The sequence below is a fragment of the Azospirillum sp. SYSU D00513 genome (genome assembly GCF_017356015.1).
In the GTDB taxonomy this organism is placed as follows: domain Bacteria; phylum Pseudomonadota; class Alphaproteobacteria; order Azospirillales; family Azospirillaceae; genus Azospirillum.
This window is the reverse complement of record NZ_JAFIQV010000029.1, coordinates 35,005-58,500: the sequence shown is the minus strand read 5'-3', so window position 1 is coordinate 58,500 and position 23,496 is coordinate 35,005. Positions and strand designations below refer to the sequence as shown.

Genomic DNA, 23,496 nt, shown 5'->3' with positions numbered 1-23,496 from the left:
GCCATGGCGCGCGCCACGACCGCCTCCCGCAAGCTGGGGCTGACCCTGCTCGCCTGGACCATCGGGATCGTGATCTTCTTTCCGATCCTGTGGACCGCCCTGACCAGCTTCAAGACCGAGGCGGAGGCCATCGCCTCGCCGCCCTCCTTCATTGCCTTCCAGTGGACGCTGGAAAATTACGCCGAGGTGCAGTCGCGGTCCGATTACGCCCTGCACTTCATGAACTCGGTGATCATCTCGCTGGGCTCCACCCTGGTGGGGCTTCTGATCGCGGTGCCCGCCGCCTGGTCGATGGCCTTCGTGCCCAGCCGGCGGACCAAGGACGTGCTGATGTGGATGCTGTCCACGAAGATGCTGCCCCCCGTCGGCGTGCTGATCCCGATCTACCTGCTGTTCCGCGACACGGGGCTGCTCGACAGCCGGACCGGGCTGGTCATCGTCCTGACGCTGATCAACCTGCCGATCATCGTCTGGATGCTGTTCACCTATTTCCGCGAGATCCCGGGCGAGATCCTGGAGGCGGCGCGGATGGACGGGGCCGGGCTGAAGGCGGAGATCCTTTACGTGCTGCTGCCGATGGCGGTGCCCGGCATCGCCTCCACCCTGCTGCTCAACGTCATCCTGGCCTGGAACGAGGCCTTCTGGACGCTCAGCCTGTCCGCCTCGCAGTCGGCCCCGCTGACCGCCTTCATCGCCAGCTATTCGAGCCCCGAGGGGCTGTTCTACGCGAAACTGTCGGCCGCCTCGACCATGGCGGTCGCGCCGATCCTGGTTCTCGGCTGGTTCAGCCAGAAGCAGCTCGTGCGCGGCCTGACCTTCGGCGCCGTGAAGTAGGAGACCTCCCGTGGGAGAGATCGTTCTCAAGCAGATCACCAAGAGCTTCGGTGACGTGTCCGTCATCCCGCCGCTCGACCTCACCATCGCCGACGGGGAGTTCGTGGTGTTCGTCGGCCCGTCCGGCTGCGGCAAGTCCACGCTCCTGCGCCTGATCGCCGGGCTGGAGGATGTGTCGTCCGGCACCATCAGCATCGACGGGAAGGACGCCACCCGCCTGCCGCCGGCCGGGCGCGGGCTGGCCATGGTGTTCCAGTCCTACGCGCTCTACCCGCACATGACCGTGCGCAACAACATCGCCTTCCCGCTGAAGATGGCACGGCTGGACAAGGCGGCCATCGACCGCAAGGTGGAGGCGGCGGCGGCGGTGCTCAACCTCACCGGCTATCTCGACCGCCGTCCCGGACAGCTGTCCGGCGGCCAGCGCCAGCGCGTCGCCATCGGCCGCGCCATCGTGCGGGAGCCGACCGCCTTCCTGTTCGACGAGCCGCTGTCGAACCTGGACGCGGCGTTGCGCGTCAACATGCGGCTGGAGATCTCCGAGCTGCACCGCAGCCTGGCGACCACCATGATCTACGTGACCCACGACCAGGTGGAGGCCATGACCATGGCCGACAAGATCGTGGTGTTGAACGCCGGCCGCATCGAACAGGTCGGATCGCCCATCGAGCTCTACAGCCGGCCCTGCAACCGCTTCGTCGCCGGCTTCATCGGCTCGCCGCGCATGAACTTCATCGAGGGCGGGGAAGCCGCGGCCGAGGGTGCCCACGCCATCGGCATCCGTCCCGAGCATCTGGCCCTGTCGACGGAGAGCGGCCGCTGGTCCGGCACGGTCAGCGTGTCGGAGCATCTGGGTTCCGACACCTTCGTCTATGTGCAGTCGCCCGAGGTCGGGACGCTGGTCGCGCGCGCCGGCGGCGAGGTCCCGGTCCGTCACGGCGACCGCGTGTGGCTGACGCCGCAGGCCGGGAAGCTGCACCGGTTCGATCCGCAGGGGCGGGCAATGTCACGGGAAAAGGTGCTGTCATGAAGCGTCTCGACGGGAAATCCGCCATCATCACCGGGGCGGCGCGCGGCATCGGCCGCGCCTTCGCCGCCGCCTATGTGCGGGAGGGAGCCACGGTCGCCATCGCCGACATCGACCTCGCCGCCGCCGAGCGGGCGGCGGCGGAGATCGGCGGCGGCGCCTACGCGGTGGCGCTGGACGTGACCGACCAGGCCTCCATCGACGCCGCGGTCGGCGCGGTCGTGGAGCGGAGCGGCGGCATCGACATCCTGATCAACAACGCCGCCGTCTTCGACCTGGCGCCGGTCACCGAGATCACGCGCGGCAGCTACGACCGGCTCTTCGCCATCAACGTCGCCGGCACCCTGTTCACCCTTCAGGCGGTGGCGCGGCGCATGATCGAGCAGGGCCGCGGGGGCAAGATCATCAACATGGCCTCCCAGGCCGGCCGCCGGGGCGAGCCGCTCGTCGCCGTCTATTGCGCGACCAAGGCGGCGGTCATCAGCCTGACCCAGTCGGCGGGGCTGAACCTGATCCGGCACGGCATCAACGTCAACGCCATCGCCCCCGGCGTGGTGGACGGGGAGCATTGGGACGGCGTCGACGCCCTGTTCGCCCGGCATGAGGGCCTCCGGCCCGGCGAGAAGAAGCGGATGGCCGGCGAGGCGGTGCCCTACGGCCGCATGGGGCGGGCCGAGGATCTGACCGGAATGGCCGTCTTCCTGGCTTCCGCCGAGGCCGACTACATCGTCGCCCAAACCTACAACGTCGACGGCGGCAACTGGATGAGCTGAAGGCGGCGCCCGGTCCGGGACCCGCCCGGCCCAAAAACCACTTGACCCAAAACCCTCCGCCTTCTCCGCAGGGGATCACAATGACCATGTCTCTTTCGGCCGGGACGCTCCCGGCCGTCGCCGCGACGGCCGGCGTGCCGGCCTACGACCGCGCCCGGCTGTCCGCCGGGATCCTGCATTTCGGCGTCGGCAACTTCCACCGCGCCCATCAGGCCGTCAGCCTGGACAGGCTGTTCGGCCAGGGCCGCGACCTCGACTGGGCCATCCTCGGCGCCGGCGTCATGCCCTCGGACCAGCGGATGCGGGACGCCCTGGAGGGGCAGGACTGGCTGAGCACGGTGGTCGAACAGTCCGGCGAGCGGAGCGTCGCCCGCGTCGTCGGCGCCATGGTCGGGATGCTGCCGGTCGGCGACGCCGACGCCATCATCGCCAAGCTGGCCGACCCGGCCATCCGCATCGTCTCGCTGACGGTGACCGAGGGCGGCTACTACATCGACGCGTCCGGCGCCTTCGACAGCGGTCACCCGGACATCCGGGCCGACATCGCGTCCCCCGGCCGGCCGGCGACCATCTTCGGCATGATCGTCGCCGGGCTGGCGCGCCGCCGCGCCGCCGGCATCGAGCCCTTCACCGTCATGTCCTGCGACAACATCCCGCACAACGGCACCGTCACCCGCAACGCCGTGCTGGGCATCGCCAGGCCGGTCGACGCGGAGCTTGCCGGCTGGATCGCGGACTCCGTCGCCTTTCCCAACGGCATGGTCGACCGCATCACGCCGGCGACCGGCGAGCAGGAGCGCGCGGCCCTGATGCGCGACTTCGGGATCGAGGACGCCTGGCCGGTCTTCTGCGAGGACTTCACGCAATGGGTGCTGGAGGACCGGTTCTCCGCCGGCCGTCCGGCGCTGGAAGCGGTGGGGGTGCAGTTCGTCGCCGACGTCACGCCCTTCGAGACGATGAAGATCCGCATCCTGAACGGCGGCCATGCGGTGATCGCCTATCCGGCGGGCCTGCTCGGCATCACCTACGCCCATGAGGCGATGGAAACGCCGCTGATCCGCCGTTTCCTGCAGAAGATCGAGCGGGAGGAGATCATTCCCACCGTTCCGCCGGTGCCGGACACCGACCTGGACGCCTATTTCGCCATCATCGAGCGCCGCTTCGCCAACCCAAAGATCAAGGACACCATCCGCCGGCTCTGCCTCGACGGCTCCAACCGCCAGCCGAAATTCATCGTTCCCTCCATCGCCGACCGTTTGAAGGCCGGCGCCGGCATCGAGGGGCTGGCCCTGGAATCGGCCCTGTGGTGCCGCTACTGCTATGGGCAGGATGAGAACGGCAAGGCCATCGAACCCAACGATCCCAACTGGGACCGGCTGACCGCCGTCGCGCGCGAGGCCCGCGTCAACCCGACGGTGTGGCTGGACATGGAGGAGGTCTATGGCGAGAGCGGCCGCTCGCCGGTCTTCCGCGACCGCTTCGCCAACGCCCTGCGCGCCTTGTGGGCGGACGGCACCCGGACGGTGCTCGCCCGTTATGCCGGTGAGTCGCCCTGAGGGCGGTCGGCTCGGGCGACGGAACCAACGACAAAGGATAGGCTGCCATGACCGCTTTGCCGCAAGGCGACGGTGTCGCCGACGCCCTGTGCATGGGCGAGGTGCTGATCGACTTCATGCCCGCCGGCCCCGACCCCGATCTTCGTCCGGGGGGCATCGGGTCCTTCACCCCGGCGGCGGGCGGCGCCCCGGCGAACGTCGCGGCCGGGCTCGCCCGGCTGGGGGTGCGTAGCGCCTTCCTCGGCCGGACGGCGGCGGACAGCTTCGGCCGGTTCCTGGCGCGGTCGCTGGCCGATGCCGGCGTCGACGTCAGCCGGCTGCGCCTCGCGGACGGCGCCAGAACCCCGGTCGCCTTCGTGTCCCTCGACGAGGAGGGGGAGCGCGAGTTCCTGTTCTACGGCGAGCCGATGGCCGGCTTCTCATCGGCGGATCTCGACCTCGAGGCGGTCGAGGGGACCCGCCTGCTGCATTCCGGCTCGATCGGCATGATCGATCCGGCGGCGCGGGAGGCGAGCCTGCTGGCGGTGGAGACGGCGCGGCGCCATGGACGGCTGGTCTCCTTCGACGCCAACCTGCGCCCGGCGCTGTGGCCGGACCGCGAGACGGCCGAGCGCATGATCCGCCAGGGCATCGCCGCCGCCGACATCGTCAAGCTCAGCGACGAGGAGCTGAGCTTCCTGACCGGCACGGCCGACCCGGCCGAAGGCGGCCGGTCGCTGTGGCACGACGGCCTGCGGCTGCTCGCGGTGACGCATGGGCGCGACGGCTGCACCTTCGTGACCCGCGACGCCTGCGAGCATGTGCCGGGCATGGCGGTGGCGACCGTGGACACCACCGGCGCCGGCGACGCGTTCGTCGCGGCACTGCTGGCCGGTATCCTGGAGGATGTCGGCACCGCCTTCACCCCGGATCGCCTGCGCGGGATCTGCCGCTTCGCCAATGGTGCCGGCGCCCTGAGCACCACGGCCCATGGTGCCATTCCATCCCTGCCGGACCGCGAGGCGGTCAACCGGCTGCTGGGGTGAAACCGAACCGCCCCTGACCCCGGCACCGGGCTTTCAGCACCGGGCTTTTGGCGGAGCAAAGCGCCTCTGGCCCGTTCTGCGCGCCAAAGCTCCCCGGCGTTCAGACCAGCACCGGGGCGTTCGCGACGCCTTCGGTGCCGAACAGCTCCCGGTAGCGCGCGATCTCGTCCGCCGGCCCCGTCGCCTTGGCGTGGTTGTCGCTGAGCTTCACGGCCCCTTTCCAGGCGCCGCCCAGCTCGACGGCGGTCACCTTGCAGACCAGGCTCAGGGGATCGAAGGCTTTGCCGCCGCGCGGGTGGCAGCCGCGGAAATCGGCCGTGAGCATCGTGCCCCACCCATACCCATCGCGGATGCGGCCGCCGAAGTGCCGGTGCAGGCGCAGGATCTCGTCCACGTCGAGGCCATCGCTGAACAGGATGCGTTTTTCCCTGGGGTCCCGGCCACGGCTTTCCAGCCAGGCGATGTATTCCTCGCCGGCCGCCACGGGGTCCTTGCTGTCCACGCGCAGGCCCGTCCAATCCGCGACCCAATCCGGCGCGCTCTTCAGGAACTGCGTGCTGCCGAAGGTGTCGGGCAGGAACACCAGCATTCCGCCCCCGTAGGTCTCCTGCCAGAGACGCAGCACCTCGTACTGCGCGACCTTCAGCTGTTCCGTTGTCCGGGCCAGGGCCGCCATGGTGACGGGAAGCTCATGGGCGTTCGTGCCGATCGCCTCGAGATCATGCTTCATGGCGAGGTGGGTGTTGCTCGTGCCGATGAAGGCCGGCCCAAGCTCGGCCGCCATCGTCTCCACCACATACTCCTGCCACAGGAAACCGTGGCGGCGCCTCGTGCCGAAGTCGGAGAGGTACAGGTCGGACACGGGGCGCAGGCGTTCGATCTTGTCCCACAGCCGGATTTTGGCGCGGGCATAGAGGATGTCGAGTTCGGTCTCCGCCATTCCCGCCAGCCCGGCGCGGGTCTTCAGCTCATTGATGATGCTGAGGGCGTAGATCTCCCACATCGTCACCTGCGCCCAGGAACCCTCGAAGTCGAGGAGCCATTGGCCGTCCTCCCTCGACAGCCGGTAGTCGGGCAGCGTGAAGCCGTTGGCGAACCATGCAATGAAGTCGGGCCGGAAGATGCCCCGCTCCCCGTAGAAGGTGTTGCCCTGAAGCCAGATCGCCTCGGAACGCTTCAGCCGCAGGGAGCGGACGTTCTCCAGTTGCCGGCGCAGTTCGCCCTCATCGACGATCTCGGCCAGCCGGACCGACCGCGTGCGGTTGATCAGGCTGAAGCGGACATTCACGTCCGGGAAGTGAAGCCAGATGAACTGCAACATGGCGAGCTTGTACCAGTCCGTGTCGAGCAAGGACCGGACGATGAAATCCGTTTCGTAATTGTGGTTGTGCGCGCGCGTCGCGAAGTTCATGAGCATGGCGTTCCGCTGTCCCCTACCGTCCTGATCGGCCCCTTCTCCAAAACAGTGCCTCGTCCGCCATCGCCGCGATCCGCACGCGGCATTCCCAGTCGTTGCTTGAAACCAACAGCGGAATCCAGCAAATGGCTCAACCCCGGCGGACGCCGGATCCGTGATGAGCCTCCCGAGACCGGAGATCAGAATGCCTTCCCGTCCTCCCGCCGACGCCCTTGTCATCCTGCTGCACGGCTTCGGCACCGGCGGCCAGGACATGATGCCGCTGGCCGAAGCCTGGGAGGCGGCGTTGCCGAACGTCCTGTTCACGGCGCCCGACGCCCCCTTCGCCGGCGATTACGGGTCCGGCCGGCAGTGGTTCAGCATCGCCGGCGTGACGGAGCAGAGCCGTCCCCAACGGATCGCCGCGGCGCGCGCGGAGTTCGACCGCGTCATCGCCGCGCAGATCGAACGGCATGGCTTCGAGGGGCGCCTCGACCGCGTCGTTCTCGCCGGCTTCTCCCAGGGTTCGATGATGCTGCTCGACGCCGTGGTCTCGGGCCGCTGGCCGGTCGCCGCCGGCGTGGCCTTCTCCGGCCGCCTCGCCTCCCCGCCTCCCTTCGCCCCGGCCGGGGACACGCGGCTGCTGCTTCTTCACGGCACCGCCGACGGCGTGGTCCCGCCCACGGGAACGACCGAGGCCCTGGTGGCGCTGCGTGCCCACGGCCTTGCCGCCGAGGGGCACCTGTTCCGAGGCCTGGGCCACACGATCTCTTCCGAGGGAGCGGTGATGGCCCAGGCCTTCATCGCCGCCTCGCTCGGCCGGCAGTTTGCCCGGTAGCTCCGCGGCCTGCGGAAAAAATCGGACAGCAACCGCCGCCGCCCTCTTGAAGGCGGATTTTTCCGCCGCCACGTCTTTTGAAGATTCGGGCCCCTCTGGCAGATGCGGCGGCATTTGCGATGTCGGATCAAACCTACATTTGCGCGGACGCGGCGCTTTTGGAGTGATCGAGAGGGGCCTGCTATGGAACTGTTGTTCTATGACTGGCTGACGAAGCCGGTATGGATGTGGCTTGTCTTCCTGAGTGTCGTCGCAACTCTTCTGGCGCTCGATCTCGGTGTCCTGAACCGGAAACAGGGCGAGATCGGCGTCAAGAAGAGCCTCGCCCTTTCCGCCTTCTACATCGCGCTCGGCGTCGCCTTCGGCGGCTGGATCTGGTGGCAGCTCGGCCTGCAATCCGGCAAGGAGTATCTGACCGGCTTCGTGGTCGAGAAGTCGCTCGCGATGGACAATGTCTTCGTCATCGCGATGATCTTCAGCTACTTCGCCGTGCCGCGCGTCTATCAGCACCGGGTGCTTTTCTGGGGCATCCTGGGCGTGATCGTGTTGCGCGGCATCATGATCGGGCTCGGCGCCACCCTCGTGGCCGAGTTCTCCTGGCTGCTCTACATCTTCGCTCTCTTCTTGATCTTCACGGGCGTGAAGATGTGGATCATGGCCGACAAGAAGCCTGACGTCGGCGACAATCCCCTGCTGCGGATCGTCCGAAAGCGCTTCCGGGTTGCGGACGAACTGCACGGCGACCGGTTCTGGGTTAAGAAAGCGGACCCGGTGACGGGGAAGATGGCCTGGTACATGACGCCGCTCTTCCTCGCCTTAATGATGGTCGAGACGGTCGATCTCGTCTTCGCGGTGGACAGCGTGCCGGCGATCTTCGCGATCACGACCGATCCCTTCATCGTCTACACCTCGAACATTTTCGCCATCCTCGGCCTTCGCGCCCTCTACTTCGCGCTTTCGGCGATGGTCCATCGGTTCCATTACCTGAAATACGCCCTCAGCGTGCTTCTGGTGTTCATCGGCTCGAAGATCTTCATCGCCGACATCGCCGGGTTCGATGGCGGCAAGTTTCCGCCGAACTGGAGCCTCGCCATCACGATGCTCATCCTCAGCGCGGGCGTCGCCTGGTCGCTCTGGAAGACGCGCGGCCTGAAGGGAAAAACGGCGTAAGGCCCGGCACCGGGGCCGGCCCTGATCGGGCTGGCCTCGGCATGCAAGTCCGTGCGCAGCGGAGCATGCTGATGCCACCGTCCAGCCCGGGTGCGGGATAACGCGTTGATCCATGTCAACGCAGCCACCGGGCCATGCACTATGCTCTTCGGGTTGAGCGGCGATGGCATCGAGATGCATCGGCTACCCAAGAGGTTGATGAAAAAATCAGGAAATTCAAACCCTCGCGCCAACTCCTCCGTATCAGCTTTGGAGCGCCCTTCAGAGGCTGGCCAGCCCCGAGCGGGATGGAACGCGTCGCGGCGCCGGGGGAAGGGTTCAATCGGAAGTCTTAAGGAATTTGCCAAAAACGCATTTCCTTGCGGGAGAAGGTGATGGGGCTTTTCGGACATATTGGTTCGGACCGGTACCAGCCTTAAGCACAACGCCATAATGTTCGGAGCGATTTTCATGATTTTTCAGAGCGATACAGGATCGTCCGCTTCCATTCTGGACGATGACCCATGGATCAATGTGGCTGGGCGATTGGACGATCAATTCAACGCGCTGCACCATGACGCCCGAGAGCAGCCGGAGCTTGAAGAGCTGCACCGTATTTCAGTCGCACTATACGATTCCAAATCAGATCACCTTCGCACCTTCCTGGAATCGAACATCGGTCCCCGCCCCTTGGAGCGTATAAACGACAAACTGAGCAACCACCCTGCGCTCGTTGCCGTGGCGCAGTCAGGGCGGCCTCGGATTGACAACGCAATCGATCCCATCTCACACCCGCATGGCAGCAGCCAGACCAAGAGGCTGGTTCAGCATGGGTTTCGGTCACGGTACGTCGTCCGCGTGCATCGTGACGGCGTTCTTTACGGATTTATCTTTTTCAATTCCCGTATTTCCAACTTTTTCTCCGAACCAGTATTGTCCGCTCTGACTCCTTTCCGCCGTCTCATTGATGTCCTTGTCGTGAGCAACATCACCAGCCAGCGCGGTATGCTGGCTGCCGTGCGCACGGCGTTGCAGGTGAGCCAGTATCGAGATGAGGAGACAGCCGCCCACCTTGACCGCATGGGGCATTACGCGGAACTCATCGCCCAGCGCATCGCGGCAAAGCGCAATCTGTCAGACGAATATGTTGAGTATGTTTATCAGTATGCTCCCCTGCACGATTTGGGAAAGGTGGCGATTCCCGACAGCGTTCTTCTGAAGCCCGGCAAATTGACGCCGGATGAGTTCGAAATCATGAAGACTCATGTCGCAAAAGGAGTGGAGCTTATCGACTCCATGGTGCGCGATCACGGACTGGAGGCACTGCCCTATCGCGATCTCTTGCGCAACATCGTCGGCTATCACCATGAGCGCTTCGACGGCACCGGATACCCGAATGGGCTTTTGGGAATAACCATTCCTCTGGAGGCACGGATCGTTGCGGTCGCGGATGTCTTCGATGCATTGACATCGAAACGCCCATACAAAGACGCTTGGACCAACGACGCCGCGATGACGTTCCTTCGCGAGCAGGCGGGGCGGTTGTGGGACCCGGATTGCGTCGAGGCGTTGCTGTGCGACCCATCGGCCATAGCAGGCATTCAACAGAGATTCCGCGATCCGGAAATGGCGGTGGCATGATCACCCAAGAGGCTGGCCCGCTGGCGAAAACCGGTTGACCAGCGAGGGCATGTGAGCTGGCCTGATGGGCGGAGAAGCCGCTGAGGCGCCCCCTTGCCGATCTCGGATCGGCTCCGGGCATGAAGGTCCGCGCCCCGGAGGGAAAACCTTCTTCAGGATATGAGAGGAGAGCAGGACGACCCATGTCGCCGATCGATGCAGGGGAAGCCGCCGCACGCGTCCGGCAACTGAGCGACCGCATCGTGGCGGGACGGACCGCGACGGGAGCCCTCTTCATCTGGTGCAATGAGAACGGCATTTCGACCGGCGCCATCAGGGCGGTCACACTGAAAAGACGACCGAGCCACGTGGTCGGCCGGAAGATCGCCAGGGCTTTGAATGTGAGCCTGTACGACGCTGTCGGCTACCGCCGCGTCCAGCTGCTCCGTGGCGAGGTTCTTCTGTCTCAAGCCTCGAACTGGTTCATACCGTCCTCGCTGCCGGACGAGATCAGGAACACATTGGAGCATGAGGACCTGCCGTTCGGGACGGTCGTCGCGCCGCTCAATCCCTTCAGGCGGACCTTCAAGGTCAGAACTCTGCTGCCCATCGAAGACAGGCCGAACTCTCCCACACCGGTTCTGGAGCATGAGGCGGTTGTGTACAGCGAAGCGGGAATGCCGCTGGCCTTCGTACGCGAGCGCTACTTTTCGACGCTTGTCCGGTATTCGGCAGCAAACACACCCAAGGCCCGATAGCGTTCAAGCCCTTGATTTCACTACCCTGTTTGCCCTTTCCCTTCCCGAGAGGAGGCCATGGGCGACACCTTCATGATATCGGGCCGAACCTCCAAGCGCGCCGAGCTGTCTGACGTCATCGCCGACCTGGAGAAGCGGATCGCCCAGCACCGGGCCGACTAGGTCCACATAGACGCCGTGCTTCGTCTCTACGCCCCCAAGGTGGAGTCGGAGGCAATCGCACCCAAGGCCGTCCGCCGACGCAATGGATGGTTCCGTCCGGGCAAGCTGCCCCGGCTCCTGCTGGACGTCCTCCGCACCGCTCCGGCGCCGCTCTCCGTGAAGGCCCTTTCGGTCGAGCCGATGAAGCGCCGGGGTCTTGATCCGGAAGACGCCCGCACCGTCCACCGTGTCGGCAAGATGGTCCACGACTGCCTCGCCCGGCAGTCGGCGGGGTTGGTCGAGCGGGTGTCCGATGGGAAGGCGGCCGCATGGAAGGCGGCGCAGTAGCAAATCAGCTCGCCGCCCGCCCCGCGCATGCCACCCCGTTTCCGTCCCGGTCGTGCCATGCCCAGTAACCCGGCTCCCCACGGAAGGCCGGGGTCAGGCCAACAGCTCGGGCCGCGTCACAGGTGGGCGCGGCAACCAGGTGCAACACCGCGTCGGAGAGCGACCAGGGGTGAACCGCCAACGCGCCGGCACCCAGCCCGATCAGGAACGTCAGCAGGATCAGCGGCACGCGCCGTGCGAACCGGCGCAGACGTTCCTGGCGCCACGCCTTTCGGCGCTCCTCCTCGCTATGGTACGGCCTCCAACCCATGCCTGCGCTCCCTATGGTTCAAAGGAGTATGGAGCATTGGACGCGCCGAGGAACAGCGACTCTCACGCATCATTATGTTGCGCACCTGAGCCTGGGCGCTACTGGAGCGAGCACGCCAAAGCAACTGGAAGAGTCACGAAGCTTTCGTCGGAAGGCGTATGTCGGGCCAGATCAGCCCCTCTCCGCCCTGGGTGTGTTTGCTACCGAATACCGCGCTTGTCGCCCCGGCCGTGCACGGGTAGCGCTTTTCGCAACGATACAGCCGGACGCCGGCCGGGCGAGGGCCACCCCATCCCGGCTCAGCCCCGCCCGGCTCACCCCTCGTGCTGCGCCTTGCCGGCGCGGTCGAGTGCCGCGAACTCCTCGTCCGTCAGCGTGATGTCCGCCGCCGCGACATTCTCTTCCAGGTGCCCCACCTTGGAGGTGCCGGGGATGGGCAGCATGACCGGGCTGCGCTTGAGTATCCAGGCGAGCGCGATCTGGCCCGGCGAGGCGCCATGTTGCCTGGCGATGCTGTCCAGCAGCGAGCCGGGCTTGGCGAGGTCGCCCGCCGCCAGCGGGTACCAGGGGATGAAGCCGATGCCGTTCGCGGCGCAATGGTCCAGCACCGCCTCGCTCGTGCGGTCCACGAGGTTGTAGCGGTTCTGCACGGTCGCGACCGGGAAGACCTTCGAAGCCGCCTCGATGTCCGCAACGGACACCTCGCTGAGGCCGGCGTGGCGGATGATCCCGTCGTCGATGAGCGAGCGGATGGCCCCGAACTGCTCGTCGCGCGGCACGGTCGGGTCGATGCGGTGGAGCTGCCACAGCCCGATCCGCTCCACCGCCAGCTTGCGCAGGCTGCGGTGCGCCTCCTGGATCAGGTATTCCGGCCGGCCCAGCGGAATCCAGCGGTCCGGCCCGGTGCGCACCAGCCCGCCCTTGGTGGCGACCAGCGTCCCGGCATAGGGATGCAGCGCCTCCCGGATCAGCTCCTCCGACACGTCCGGCCCGTAGGAGTCCGCCGTGTCGATGAAGGTCACGCCGAGGTCGGGCAGCCGCTTCAGCGTGCGGAGCGCCTCCGCCCGGTCGGCCGGCTCCCCCCAGATCCCCCGTCCGGTGATCCGCATGGCACCGAAGCCGAGCCGGTTGACGGCAATCTCCCCGCCGATTTTGAAGCTTCCGGATTTCGACGCGTCGGGCGTGGGCATGGTCGGGGATCTCCGTTTCAGTTGGGGGCGTTTCGGTTGGCGGACGTCATCTGCAGACCGGCACCAACAGCGCGCAGGGGCCATCGTTCTGGAAAGGCTGGGTTGCGATGCCCTGGCCCCTTTCCGCAGGAAGTAAAAAAAGGGCCGCCGTTTCCGGCAGCCCTTTCAATTTTGAAACCCGCGAGCCCTTCTCAGGCCGCATGGCGTGCCATGCGGGCGCCGCCGCCCTGCTTGGCCATGCGGGCCAGCAGGGCCGGCTCGATGGCGACTTGCAGGTGGGCATGGCGGTCGTCGTCGCGGCGGTCCAGCACCTCGCCGTGGGCGTAGAGCCAGGCGAGCGTGGCGCCGTCGGCGTGCTCCACGTCCATCTCCACCACCTCGCGGCCCGCCGTCATGCGGCGGTCGAGGATGGCGAAGAGCCGGTCCAGACCCTCGCCCGTGACGGCCGACACCGCGCAGGCGCTGTCGGAACGCTCGGTCCGTGCGATGGCCGCATCGTGCGCCTCCGCGTCCAGCGCGTCGATCTTGTTGGCGACCTCAATCACCCGGGCGTCATGCTCCGGGTCGATGCCGAGATCGCGCAGGATCGCCTCCACGTCGGCCTTCTGGGCCTCGGTGTCGGGATGCGCGATGTCGCGGACGTGCAGGATGATGTCCGCCGACTGAACCTCCTCCAGCGTGGCGCGGAAGGCCGCGATCAGATGGGTCGGCAGGTCGGAGATGAAGCCCACCGTGTCGGACAGGATCACCTTGCGGCCCGTCGGCAGCCCGATCGACCGCATGGTCGGGTCGAGCGTGGCGAACAGCAGGTTCCTGGCGAACACGTCGGCGCCGGCCATCCGGTTGAACAGGGTAGACTTGCCGGCGTTGGTGTAGCCGACCAGAGCCACCACCGGATAGGGCACCTTGGCGCGCGCCTTGCGGTGCAGGCCGCGGGTGCGCCGGACCTCCTCCAGCTCCTTCTTGATTTTGATGATCCGGTCGCCAATCAGGCGCCGGTCCATCTCGAGCTGGGATTCACCGGGGCCGCCCAGGAAGCCGAAGCCGCCGCGCTGCCGCTCCAAGTGGGTCCAGGACCGCACGAGGCGCGACTTCTGGTAGCTCAGCGCCGCCAGCTCGACCTGGAGCTGGCCTTCGTGCGTGCGGGCGCGCTCGCCGAAGATCTCCAGGATCAGGCCGGTGCGGTCGATGACCTTGGCCTGGAACGCCTTTTCCAGGTTGCGCTGCTGCACCGGGGTCAGGGCGTGGTCGAGGATGACGAGATCGATGTCCTCGCCCCGCTCCCGCGCCTCGGCCAGCAGGGCCGCATACTGTTCGATGACGCCGCCGCCCAGAAGGGTGGCCGGGCGCGGCTGGTTGAGCTTGACGACGGCGGCGTGCGCCACCTCCAGCTCGATGGCCGCCGCGAGGCCGACGGCCTCCTCCAGGGAGGCCTCCGGGCTGCGGTCGGTTTCGGCCCCGCGCAGGACCGGGTGGAGAATGAGGGCGCGGCCATTGCCGGCGCGCGCCCGAACGGTACCGAGATCAGTTCCGTGATGGGTGGTCATACGATCCTTTTCAGTCCCGCGCGTCAGGCGCGGATCCATTCGCGGGCCTGGTTGGTCGTCGCGATCTGTTGCTGCTTGGCGCGGGCCATGACGGCCTTCTGCACCTTTTCGAACGCACGAACCTCAAGCTGCCGGACGCGCTCGCGCGACACGTGGAAGCGCTGGCTCAGCTCCTCCAGGGTCAGCGGCTCCTCGGCCAGACGGCGCGCGACCAGGATCTGCCGCTCGCGGTCGTCCAGCGCGTCGAGCCCGAGCTTCAGGAAGTCCAGCCGCTCCTTGCGCTCCTCCGCGTCGGCGACGACGGCTTCCTGGCTGGCCCGGTCATCGGTGAGCTGGTCCTGCCACTCCGCGTCGCCGTCCTCCCCGAAGGGGGCGTTGAGGGAGCTGTCCATGGACAGGCGGCGGTTCATCTCCACCACCTCTTCCCGGGGCACGCTCAGCTCGGTCGCGATGAAGTCGACGGTCTCCGGCGACAGGTCGCCGTTGTCCAGCTCCTGCATGCGGGCCTTGAGCCGCCGCAGGCTGAAGAACAACTTCTTCTGCGCCGCCGTCGTGCCGATCTTCACGAGCGACCAGTTGTGCAGCACATACTCCTGGATCGCCGCACGGATCCACCAGGACGCGTAGGTCGCGAAGCGGAAGCCCTTCTCGGGCTCGAACTTCTGCGCGGCCTGCATCAGGCCGACGTTGCCCTCCGCCACGAGGTCGGCGAGCGGCAGGCCGTAGCCCTGGAAACCGCGCGCCATCTTGAACACCAGCCGCAGGTGGCTACCGATCAGCTTGTCCAGCGCACGGCGGTCCTGCCGGTCGTGCCAGCGCTGGGCATAGTCGCGCTCCTGCTCGGGCGTCAGATAGTCGTACTTGCGGGCGTCCTTGAGATAGAGGTTCAGAGGCTCGTCGGAAACGAACGGTTCAGTCAATGATGTCTCCTGACCCGACACGCTCGATTGTCCTGCCTGTCCGCCCTTCAGGTCGCCATCGTCTCAGCCGCTCGGACGAATGGGGAGGGAAGGGTCGGCTGCTGTGGCCCAGGACCAGCCGTTTCAATGATGATCTGTCGGGAACGAATACATAAATGGGGATGACGCCCCGGCCTTCAAGAGGGGGCGTGTATAATTCGCGACGCTCCGGCCGGGTTTGCCGCGGGGGCCGGGCTGCGATGGACCGTAACATTGGTAAGGCCCTTCCGCCTTGCAAGCCCCGAAATTCGGCTTTCAAGACGGAAGGGCCAAAAAATTTCGAAAGCCCGTGCCTTCGAGGGTTGGGCCGTCAGCTCCAGTCCGTGTGGGTCTTGCCGGGGCGGTCCAGCCGCTCGTAGCCGTGCGCGCCGAAGAAGTCGCGCTGGGCCTGGATCATGTTGGCCCACAGCCGCCCGGTGCGGTAGCCGTCCCAATAGGCGAGCGCGGAACCCATGGCGGGGACCGGCACCCCGGCGGCGACGGCGGCGCCGATGGCGCGGCGCCAGCCCGCCTCGCCCTGGCGGACCAGGCCCGACAGCTCCTCGTCCAGCATCAGGTTGGGCAGGTCCGGCGTGCGGCGCAGCGCGGTCAGGATGCGCTCCAGCACCCGCGCGCGGATGATGCAGCCGCCCCGCCAGATGGAGGAGACGGCGGCCATGTCGATGTTCCAGCCGAACTCGCGGCTGCCCGCGGCGATGACGGCGAAGCCCTGGGCATAGACGGCGATGCGGGCGGCCAGCAGCGCGTCGCCGATGGCGGCGGCCAGCGCCTCGGCCTCGGTGTCCGACAGGGCGGCCGGCGGAGCCACCGGCAGGGCCGCCGCCGCGGCCACCCGCTCCTCCTTCAGGGCCGACAGGCTGCGGGCGAAGACCGCCTCGGCGATGGTCGGGGCGGGCATGCCCAGCTCCATCGCCGTGGTCGAGGCCCAGTGGCCCGTGCCCTTCTGGCCGGCGGCGTCGCGGATGATCTCCAGGATCGGGGCGCCCGTCTCCGGGTCGGCCTTGCCCAGGATCGCGGTCGTGATCTCCATCAGGTAGGAGGCCAGCTCCCCCTCGTTCCAGGCGGAGAAGGTCTCCGCGAGCTTCTCGTAGGAGAAGCCGCAGAGGTTGCGCAGCAGGTGGTAGCCCTCGGAGATCAGTTGCATATCGGCATATTCGATGCCGTTGTGGATCATCTTCACGAAATGGCCGGCACCATCCGGCCCGACCCGCGCGAAGCAGGGCTCCCCGTCCGGTGCCCGCGCCGCGATGGCGCGCAGCAGCGGGGCGACGCGCCCGACCGCCTCCTCCGTTCCTCCGGCCATCAGCGAGGGGCCGCGCCGCGCGCCCTCCTCCCCGCCCGACACGCCGAGGCCGATGAACTCCACCCCCATGTTGGCGGCCCGGCGCACGCGCGCCTGGGTGTCGCGGTAGTGGGAGTTGCCGCCGTCGATCACCACGTCGCCGCGCGACAGCACCGGCAGCAGCGAGGCGAGCAGCGCGTCCACCGGCGCGCCCGCCGGCACCATCATGAGGATCAGCCGCGGGGTCGGCAGCTTCTCCAGCATCTCCGACAGGGTGCCGCAGGTGACGCCGTTCGGCACGGCCGCCGCGAAGGCCGCGCGCTGCTCGGCGCCGAGGTCGTAGCCGGCGACCGTGACGCCGTGATCGGCCAGATTGGCCGCCAGGTTGCGGCCCATGACCCCCAGCCCCACGAGGCCCATCGTCGCGCCGCCAGCTACCGTCATGCCCCTGTCCTCCTCGATCGTGCTGTCCGGCCGCAGGACCCGCGTCAGGTCCGCGACGATGTCCTCCGGGCTCCGGCGGATGTCCACCAGGATGGCGTCGTCCGGCGCCTCCAGCGTGTCGAACTGGCTCTGCAACAGCGCGGGATCGAAGAAATGCCCGCTGCGGGCACCCAGCCGCTCCCGGATCAGCTCCGCCGAGCCGCTGAGATGGGCGAACACCACCTCCCCCGTCGCGGTGCCGTCCGGTGCCAAGATGTGGCGGTATTCCCGCTTCAGGGCGGAGCAGGCGAAGACATGGTCGCGCCCGGCGGCCAGCGACTCCTCCATGGCGGCGCGGATGGCGCGCAGCCAGGGAATGCGGTCCTCGTCGGTCAGCGGCACGCCACGGCTCATCTTCTCGACGTTGGAGGCCGGGTGGAAGCTGTCGGCGTCGCTGAAGGCGCAGCCCCAGCCTTCCGCCAGCATCTGGCCGACGGTCGATTTGCCGGACCCGGACACACCCATGACGACGACGATCATTCACCCTCGCTCCGCCGGACACCCGCCCCGCCGCGACGCAGGCGCGGCAGCCGGGTCCGGCCCGAAAACACCAATCCGGCCGTGGGCATAGCGGCCCCGCCGCGCTTTGTCCAGCGGGCGGGGCGCCATCCTGAATTGCGTTCCGCGTGAGAGTGGACGACAGTGCGCCCGCTTTGACCAGCCCGAGGTTCTTCCTATGACCGAGCCAGCCACGCCCGCCCCGAGCGGCGGCGCCGAAGCCCGTCTGACCGAGCTGGAGATCCGCCTCGCCCATCACGAGCGCATGGCGGAGGAGATGTCGGCCGTGCTGTTCGAGCAGGGCCGGGCCATCGACCTGCTGAACCTGCAGGTCCGCCGCCTGAAGGAACGGCTCGCGGACGTCGAGGCCGGCGGCTTTGAGCGCTCCCCCCAGGACGACCAGCCCCCGCCGCATTATTGAAAAAGGCAAGCCCTGTCGGGCTTGCCTTCTTTTCCGTTCACACGCCACGCGAGCCTTGGGGAGAAGCCCAGGCTTACTTGCCGGTGAGCTGGACGTTCTTGCCGTCGCGCCACTCGTACAGCACGTAGGCCGGCTTCACCACGTCGCCCTTCTTGTCGAACTGGATCTGCCCGACGACCGTGTCGAAGCTGTTGCCGTGCAGAGCGGTGGCGAGCTTCTTGCCGTCGGCGGCACCGGCCTTCTTCAGCCCCTCGGCGATGACCTGCACCGCGGCGTAGCTGTAGAAGGCGAAGTTGCCGGCATCCTGCTTGGCCTGCTCGAAGGCCTTGACGAGCTGGGCCGCCGCCGGGTTGTCGGCCGCGGACGGGCTGTCGGTGTAGAGGGTGCCCGCGCCGGCCGGGCCGGTGATCGACCAGTATTCGGCGTTGTTCAGGCCGTCGCCGGCGATGAACTGTGCCTGCAGCCCCATCTCGCGCGACTGGCGGGCGATCAGGCCGAGTTCCGGATGGTAGCCGCCGTAATAGACCGCCTCGACGTTCTTGTCCTTCAGCGCGGTGACGAGTGCTGCGAAGTCGCGCTCGCCGGCCGTGACGGAGCCGCGGTAGGCGACGCCCACGCCCGCGTCCTTCAGCGTCTTCTCGACGACGTCGGCCAGGCCCTTGCCGTAGGCCTGCTTGTCGTCGACGACGGCGACCGGCTTGCCCTTGAACTTCTCGGCGATGTACTGACCGGACACGACGCCCTGCTGGTCGTCGCGGCCGCAGACGCGGAAGATGTTCTCGCGCGCCTTCTCGGTCAGGGCCGGGCTGGTCGCCGTCGGGCTGACCATCACGATGCCTTCCTCGGTGTAGACGTCCGAGGCGGCGATGCTGGCGCCGGAGCAGAGATGGCCGACCACGGCGACCACCCCGTCGGAGACGAAGCGGTTGGCGACGGCGACGGCCTGCTTGGGATCGCAGGCCTCGTCGCCGACCTTCAGAACGAGCTTCTGGCCGAGCACGCCGCCCTTGGCGTTGATGTCCTTGACCGCCTGCTCGGCGCCCATGACGGACTGCTGGCCAAGCGCCGCGACAGCGCCGGTGGTGGCGGTGCCGATGCCGATGACGATGTCGGCATGGGCGGCGCCGGTCAGGAAGGTGCCGGAAAGAAGCGCCATCGTTGTGGCGAGGGCGATGCGTTTGGTCATGTGTTCCTCCTTAGGATCCGGCCTGATGTCCCGGCCCAGACACAAAGGGCTGCCTTACGCCGCCTTCGCCGTCAAGCCCCTGTGCTTCAGAAGCGCCTCGATCCGCGGCTCGCGGCCGCGGAAGGCGACATACAGCTCCATCGGGTCGCGGGTGTCGCCGGCCTGGTAGATGTCCTTCAGCCGCGCCGAGAGGGCTGGATCGAACATGTTCCCGGCCTCGGCGAAGGCCTCGAACCCGTCGGCGTCCAGCACCTCCGCCCAGAGATAGGCGTAATAGCCGGCGGCGTAGCCGTCGCCCGCGAAGAGGTGCTGGAAATGGGCCGGGCGGTGGCGGACGGCGATCTCCGCCGGCATGCCGATCTTCGCCAGCACCTCCCGCTCGAAGGCCGGCACGTCGAGGGACCCCGGGTCCGGGTGGGTGTGGAACTCCAGGTCCAGCAGGGCGGCGGCCGTGTATTCCACCGTGCCGAAGCCCTGGTTGAAGGTCCGCGCGGCGAGCAGCCGGCCCAAAAGCTCGTCCGGGATCGGCTGCCCCGTCTTGTAGTGCACCGCGTATTTGCGAAGATTCTCGGGCGCCGCCATCCAGTGCTCGTAGACCTGGGACGGGAACTCCACGAAGTCGCGCCGCACCGAGGTGCCGGACTGGGACGGGTAGCGCGCGTTGCTGAGCAGCCCATGCAGACCGTGGCCGAACTCGTGGAAGAGCGTCTCCGCCTCGTCGAAGCTCAGCAGGGTCGGCTCGCCCTTGGCGAAGTTGTTGTTGTTGACGATGATCGGGGTGACGGTCCCGTCGAAGGATTCGTAATCGCGGTAGCTGCTCATCCAGGCGCCGGACCGCTTCTCCGCGCGGGCGAAATTGTCGTGGATGAAGAGCCCGACATGCCGCTCGCCCTCCCGCACCTCGTAGACGCGGACGTCCGGGTGGTAGAGGGGCACGTCGGTGCGCTCGGCGAAGGTGACGCCGAACAGGCGGGTCGCCGTGTCAAAGGCGGCGCGCACCATGTTGTCGAGCACGAAGTAGGGCTTCACCTCCGCCTCGTCCAGCTCGTACTTGGCCTTGCGCACCTTCTCGGCGTAATGGCGCCAGTCCCAGGGCGCGATGCCCTCGTTCACCCCCTCGGCGGCGGCCTGGGCCTGAAGCTCGGCGCGCTCGGCGGCGGCCTTCTCCTTGGCGGGCTCCCACACCTTCGCCAGCAGCTCGGCGGCGGCTGCCGGCGTCTTCGCCATCGTGTCGTCGAACTTGTAGTCGGCATAAGTGGCGTAGCCGAGCAGCCGCGCACGCTCCGCGCGGAGCGCCACGATCTCGCGGATGATCGGCTTGTTGTCATGCGCGCCGTCATGGCCGCCGCGCTCCAGCCAGGCCGTGTAGGCGGTCTTGCGCAGGTCGCGCCGTTCCGAGAAGGTCAGGAAGGGCTCGACCGAGGAGCGCGAGAGGGTGATGACGTATTTCCCCTCCAGCCCGCGCTCCCTCGCGGCCTGGGCGGCGGCGGCCCGCATGAAGTCCGGCAGGCCGTCAAGCTCCGCCTCCTCCAGCACGAGCTGCCACTCTTTCTCGTCATGCAGGACGTTCTGGCCGAAGAGCGTGTGCAGGGTCGCCAGCCGCTCGGAAATGGCGGCCATCCGCTCGCGCTCGGCCGGCGGCAATGCGGCGCCGCTGCGCACGAAGCCGAGCCGGTAGCGTTCCAGCAGACGCATCTGGTCGGGCGCCAGCCCCAGCGACGCGCGGCGCTCGTACAGCTCCGACACCCGCGCGAAGAGCGCCGGGTCGAGCGAGACGCGCATGTTGTGCTGGGCCAGCTTCGGCGAATAGTCCAGTGCTATGGCCTGGATGGCGTCGCTGGTGTGGCTGGAGTTCAGGTTGAAGAACACACGGCAGACCTGCCCCAGCAGCTTGCCCCCGCGTTCCATCGCCTCGATCGTGTTGGCGAAGCCCGGCGCCTCCGGGTTGCCGGTGATGCCTTCGATCTCCGCGATCTGCTCCGCCATGCCTCGGTCGAAGGCCGGCGGGAAATGCTCCGGCCGGATGCGGTCGAAGGGCGGGATGCCGAAGGGGGTGGTCCAGCTCTCGAAGAAGGGATTGTCGCTCATGCCGGGGAACCTGATGGTTTGTGACTGCGGGGTCGCTGGCCTTGCATTTTGGACCTCCGCGCGCCCGGCGCAATACGCGGCGGCGTGGCGGGCGCAGTCCATCGTGCGGCATCGTGCCGAAAATCCTACGCTCAAGGATTATCATCTTAACGCTGGCATCATGGCTTCGCTGAAATTTGTAACGAAGCGTAAAGACTCGCGGAATAATCTGTCCCGATAAGCTCCCGGAAAAGATTAAAGGCGTTTTAATAAAATCCAAGGGAGCGCTCTCGACAATCAGAGGATAGTGCCGTGCTGACGCTGCTCAACAACGTGTCGATCCGGATCAAGATCATCTTCGCCTTCAGCTCCGCCGTGCTTCTCGTGGCGGCGCTCGGGCTGTTCGCCATGCAGCGCCTGTCGGAGGTGAACGGCGCCGCGGCCATGATCCGCGACGAGTCGCTGCCGGCCACGGCCCATCTCGGCCGGCTGGCCGCGCTGACGGAGCGCTACCGGATCGCGGAGGCGCACACGCTGCTGTCGGCGACGGCCGCGGCACAAGGTGCCGCGATGGAGGTCGTCAACGGCACGGCGAAGGCCCGTGACGAGGCGTGGCAGGCCTATGAGCCGCTGATCTCGTCCGGCGAGGAGCGGGACATCGCCGACCGCTTCCTCGGGGAATGGAAGCAGTACCAGGAGGCCGGGCAGAAGATGCGCACCCTGTCCATGGTGGGCAAGCGGGCCGACGCGTCGCAGTTCTTCATGACCGAGATGCAGGAGATCTTCCTGCGCGCCCGCGGCCTGCTGGAGCAGGGGATCGCGCTGAGCACCCGCGAGGGCCGGACCCTGGCGGACCGGGGCGAGAGCATCCACGAGGAAACGCGCCTCTGGATTCTCGGGGCGGTCGTCTTCGCCACGCTGAGCGCCTCGGCCATGTGCGTGCTGATCCTGTTCGGCGTGTCGCGCCCGATCGCCGCCATGACGGCCGCGATGCGGCGCCTGGCCGCGCGGGACATGGGCGCCCCCATCGTCGGGCTCGGCCGCCGGGACGAGATCGGGCAGATGGCCGAGGCCGTCCAGGTCTTCAAGGACAGCATGATCGCCGCCGACCGCCTCGCCGCCGAGCAGGAGGCCGAGCGCGCGGCCAAGGAGCGCCACACGGCGACGCTGGAAGAGCTGATCCGCACCTTCGACCATGCCGTGGGCGGCGTGCTCGGCGGCGTGGCCTCGGCCTCGGCCGAGTTGGGCGGGACCGCCGAGCGGATGGCGGCGCTGGCCGACCAGACCACCCGGCAGGTCACCGCGTCGGCCGTGGCGGCGGACCAGACCTCCGCGAACGTGCAGACCGTCGCCTCGGCCACGGAGGAGATGAGCGCCTCGATCGAGGAGATCGGCCGCCAGGTGCGCCGCTCCAGCGAGATCGCGACACGGGCCGCGGCCGAGGCCCAGGACACCACCGGCTCGGTCCGCAACCTCGCCGAGGAGACGGGCCGCATCGGCGAGGTGGTGAAGCTGATCCAGGACATCGCCAGCCAGACCAACCTTCTGGCGCTGAACGCCACCATCGAGGCGGCACGCGCCGGCGAGGCCGGCAAGGGCTTCGCCGTGGTGGCCAGCGAGGTGAAGCAGCTCGCCAACCAGACGGCCAAGGCGACCGAGGAGATCACCGCCCAGATCGCCAACGTGCAGGCCGCCACCCGCGGCACCGTGTCGGCCATCGAGGGCATCGGCGGCACCATCACGACCATGAACGAGATCGCGTCCGCCATCGCCGCGGCCATCGAACAGCAGACCGCGACAACCGGCGAGATCGCCCGCAACGTCCAGCAGGCCGCCCAGGGCACCGCCGAGGTGAGCGGCACCATCGGCCAGGTCAACGATGCCGCCGAGCAGACCGGAACGGCGGCCACGCAGGTGCTGAACGCCACCGCCGCCCTCTCCCGCCAGGCCGATGCGCTGCGCCGCGAGGTCGAGACCTTCCTCAACGGCATCCGCGCGGCCTGAGCGGGCGGGCTTCCATGAAGACCGGCGGCGGTGGGAGCCGCCGCCGGGTCGTGGGGCGAGGGCTGGGGACTCGCCTTGCTGGAT

20 protein-coding genes are annotated in these 23,496 nt (G+C 67.7%); 12 read left to right on the top strand and 8 right to left on the bottom strand.

What is annotated here, in order from left to right:
• Positions 1-3 precede the first annotated feature (3 nt).
• The 5 genes from JUB11_RS20770 (at position 4) to JUB11_RS20750 (ending at position 5,215) form a co-directional block, all read left to right on the top strand.
• Positions 4-834, top strand: coding sequence for a carbohydrate ABC transporter permease (locus JUB11_RS20770; protein WP_207460490.1), 831 nt, complete (start codon positions 4-6; stop codon positions 832-834).
• Positions 835-844: 10 nt separating this feature from the next.
• The gene (locus JUB11_RS20765) at positions 845-1,864 is read left to right on the top strand and encodes an ATP-binding cassette domain-containing protein (RefSeq protein WP_207460489.1); all 1,020 of its coding nucleotides are present in this window, start codon (positions 845-847) and stop codon (positions 1,862-1,864) included.
• A complete protein-coding gene (locus JUB11_RS20760) occupies positions 1,861-2,634 on the top strand; it encodes an L-iditol 2-dehydrogenase (RefSeq protein WP_207460488.1) in 774 nt (257 codons plus the stop codon). The genes JUB11_RS20765 and JUB11_RS20760 overlap by 4 nt, the downstream gene beginning before the upstream one ends.
• Positions 2,635-2,714: 80 nt before the next feature.
• Positions 2,715-4,190: a mannitol dehydrogenase family protein gene (locus JUB11_RS20755; RefSeq protein ID WP_207460487.1), complete on the top strand. Its 1,476-nt coding sequence runs from the start codon at positions 2,715-2,717 to the stop codon at positions 4,188-4,190.
• 47 nt (positions 4,191-4,237) lie between these two features.
• Positions 4,238-5,215 (top strand): carbohydrate kinase, encoded by a 978-nt coding sequence (locus tag JUB11_RS20750; protein WP_207460486.1) that lies wholly within the window; start codon positions 4,238-4,240, stop codon positions 5,213-5,215.
• Positions 5,216-5,315: 100 nt separating this feature from the next.
• On the opposite strand, the gene JUB11_RS20745 is transcribed toward JUB11_RS20750, so the two are convergent.
• Entirely contained in the window at positions 5,316-6,626 is a 1,311-nt protein-coding gene (locus JUB11_RS20745) for a nicotinate phosphoribosyltransferase (RefSeq protein WP_247887209.1), read from the bottom strand.
• A gap of 190 nt (positions 6,627-6,816) precedes the next feature.
• Between JUB11_RS20745 and JUB11_RS20740 the strand changes: the two genes are divergently transcribed.
• From JUB11_RS20740 to JUB11_RS20720, 5 genes are all read left to right on the top strand, one after another.
• A complete protein-coding gene (locus tag JUB11_RS20740; protein ID WP_207460484.1) occupies positions 6,817-7,449 on the top strand; it encodes a phospholipase in 633 nt (210 codons plus the stop codon).
• Between the two features lie 183 nt (positions 7,450-7,632).
• Complete coding sequence (locus tag JUB11_RS20735) at positions 7,633-8,619, top strand: TerC family protein (RefSeq protein ID WP_207460483.1); 987 nt, start codon at positions 7,633-7,635, stop codon at positions 8,617-8,619.
• A gap of 450 nt (positions 8,620-9,069) precedes the next feature.
• The gene (locus tag JUB11_RS20730) at positions 9,070-10,239 is read left to right on the top strand and encodes an HD domain-containing phosphohydrolase (protein WP_207460482.1); all 1,170 of its coding nucleotides are present in this window, start codon (positions 9,070-9,072) and stop codon (positions 10,237-10,239) included.
• Positions 10,240-10,421: 182 nt separating this feature from the next.
• Positions 10,422-10,976, top strand: a complete 555-nt coding sequence (locus JUB11_RS20725) for a hypothetical protein (protein ID WP_207460481.1) — start codon at positions 10,422-10,424, stop codon at positions 10,974-10,976.
• A 177-nt stretch (positions 10,977-11,153) separates the two neighbouring features.
• Positions 11,154-11,465: a hypothetical protein gene (locus JUB11_RS20720; RefSeq protein ID WP_207460480.1), complete on the top strand. Its 312-nt coding sequence runs from the start codon at positions 11,154-11,156 to the stop codon at positions 11,463-11,465.
• Positions 11,466-11,469: 4 nt separating this feature from the next.
• On the opposite strand, the gene JUB11_RS20715 is transcribed toward JUB11_RS20720, so the two are convergent.
• The 5 genes from JUB11_RS20715 to gndA all read right to left on the bottom strand — a co-directional run bounded on the left by JUB11_RS20715 (position 11,470) and on the right by gndA (position 17,716).
• Entirely contained in the window at positions 11,470-11,775 is a 306-nt protein-coding gene (locus tag JUB11_RS20715) for an excalibur calcium-binding domain-containing protein (RefSeq protein WP_207460479.1), read from the bottom strand.
• 314 nt (positions 11,776-12,089) lie between these two features.
• Positions 12,090-12,965 (bottom strand): aldo/keto reductase, encoded by an 876-nt coding sequence (locus JUB11_RS20710; RefSeq protein WP_207460478.1) that lies wholly within the window; start codon positions 12,963-12,965, stop codon positions 12,090-12,092.
• 191 nt (positions 12,966-13,156) lie between these two features.
• Entirely contained in the window at positions 13,157-14,512 is a 1,356-nt protein-coding gene (hflX, locus tag JUB11_RS20705) for a GTPase HflX (protein WP_207460477.1), read from the bottom strand.
• A gap of 23 nt (positions 14,513-14,535) precedes the next feature.
• Positions 14,536-15,432, bottom strand: a complete 897-nt coding sequence (gene rpoH / locus JUB11_RS20700; RefSeq protein ID WP_207460476.1) for an RNA polymerase sigma factor RpoH — start codon at positions 15,430-15,432, stop codon at positions 14,536-14,538.
• Between the two features lie 349 nt (positions 15,433-15,781).
• Positions 15,782-17,716: an NADP-dependent phosphogluconate dehydrogenase gene (gndA, locus tag JUB11_RS20695; protein ID WP_247887208.1), complete on the bottom strand. Its 1,935-nt coding sequence runs from the start codon at positions 17,714-17,716 to the stop codon at positions 15,782-15,784.
• Between the two features lie 196 nt (positions 17,717-17,912).
• Here gndA and JUB11_RS20685 point away from each other — a divergent pair, with 196 nt between their 5' ends.
• Positions 17,913-18,155 (top strand): SlyX family protein, encoded by a 243-nt coding sequence (locus JUB11_RS20685; protein ID WP_207460475.1) that lies wholly within the window; start codon positions 17,913-17,915, stop codon positions 18,153-18,155.
• A 73-nt stretch (positions 18,156-18,228) separates the two neighbouring features.
• On the opposite strand, the gene JUB11_RS20680 is transcribed toward JUB11_RS20685, so the two are convergent.
• Together JUB11_RS20680 and JUB11_RS20675 are read right to left on the bottom strand one after the other, a co-directional pair.
• Positions 18,229-19,341, bottom strand: coding sequence for an ABC transporter substrate-binding protein (locus JUB11_RS20680; RefSeq protein WP_247887207.1), 1,113 nt, complete (start codon positions 19,339-19,341; stop codon positions 18,229-18,231).
• 54 nt (positions 19,342-19,395) lie between these two features.
• Entirely contained in the window at positions 19,396-21,429 is a 2,034-nt protein-coding gene (locus JUB11_RS20675; protein ID WP_207460474.1) for a M3 family metallopeptidase, read from the bottom strand.
• Positions 21,430-21,720: 291 nt separating this feature from the next.
• On the opposite strand from JUB11_RS20675, the gene JUB11_RS20670 reads away from it, so the two are divergent.
• Positions 21,721-23,412 carry a methyl-accepting chemotaxis protein gene (locus tag JUB11_RS20670; protein ID WP_348771478.1) on the top strand — a complete coding sequence of 564 codons (1,692 nt, stop codon included), beginning with the start codon at positions 21,721-21,723 and terminating at the stop codon, positions 23,410-23,412.
• Positions 23,413-23,496 lie beyond the last annotated feature (84 nt).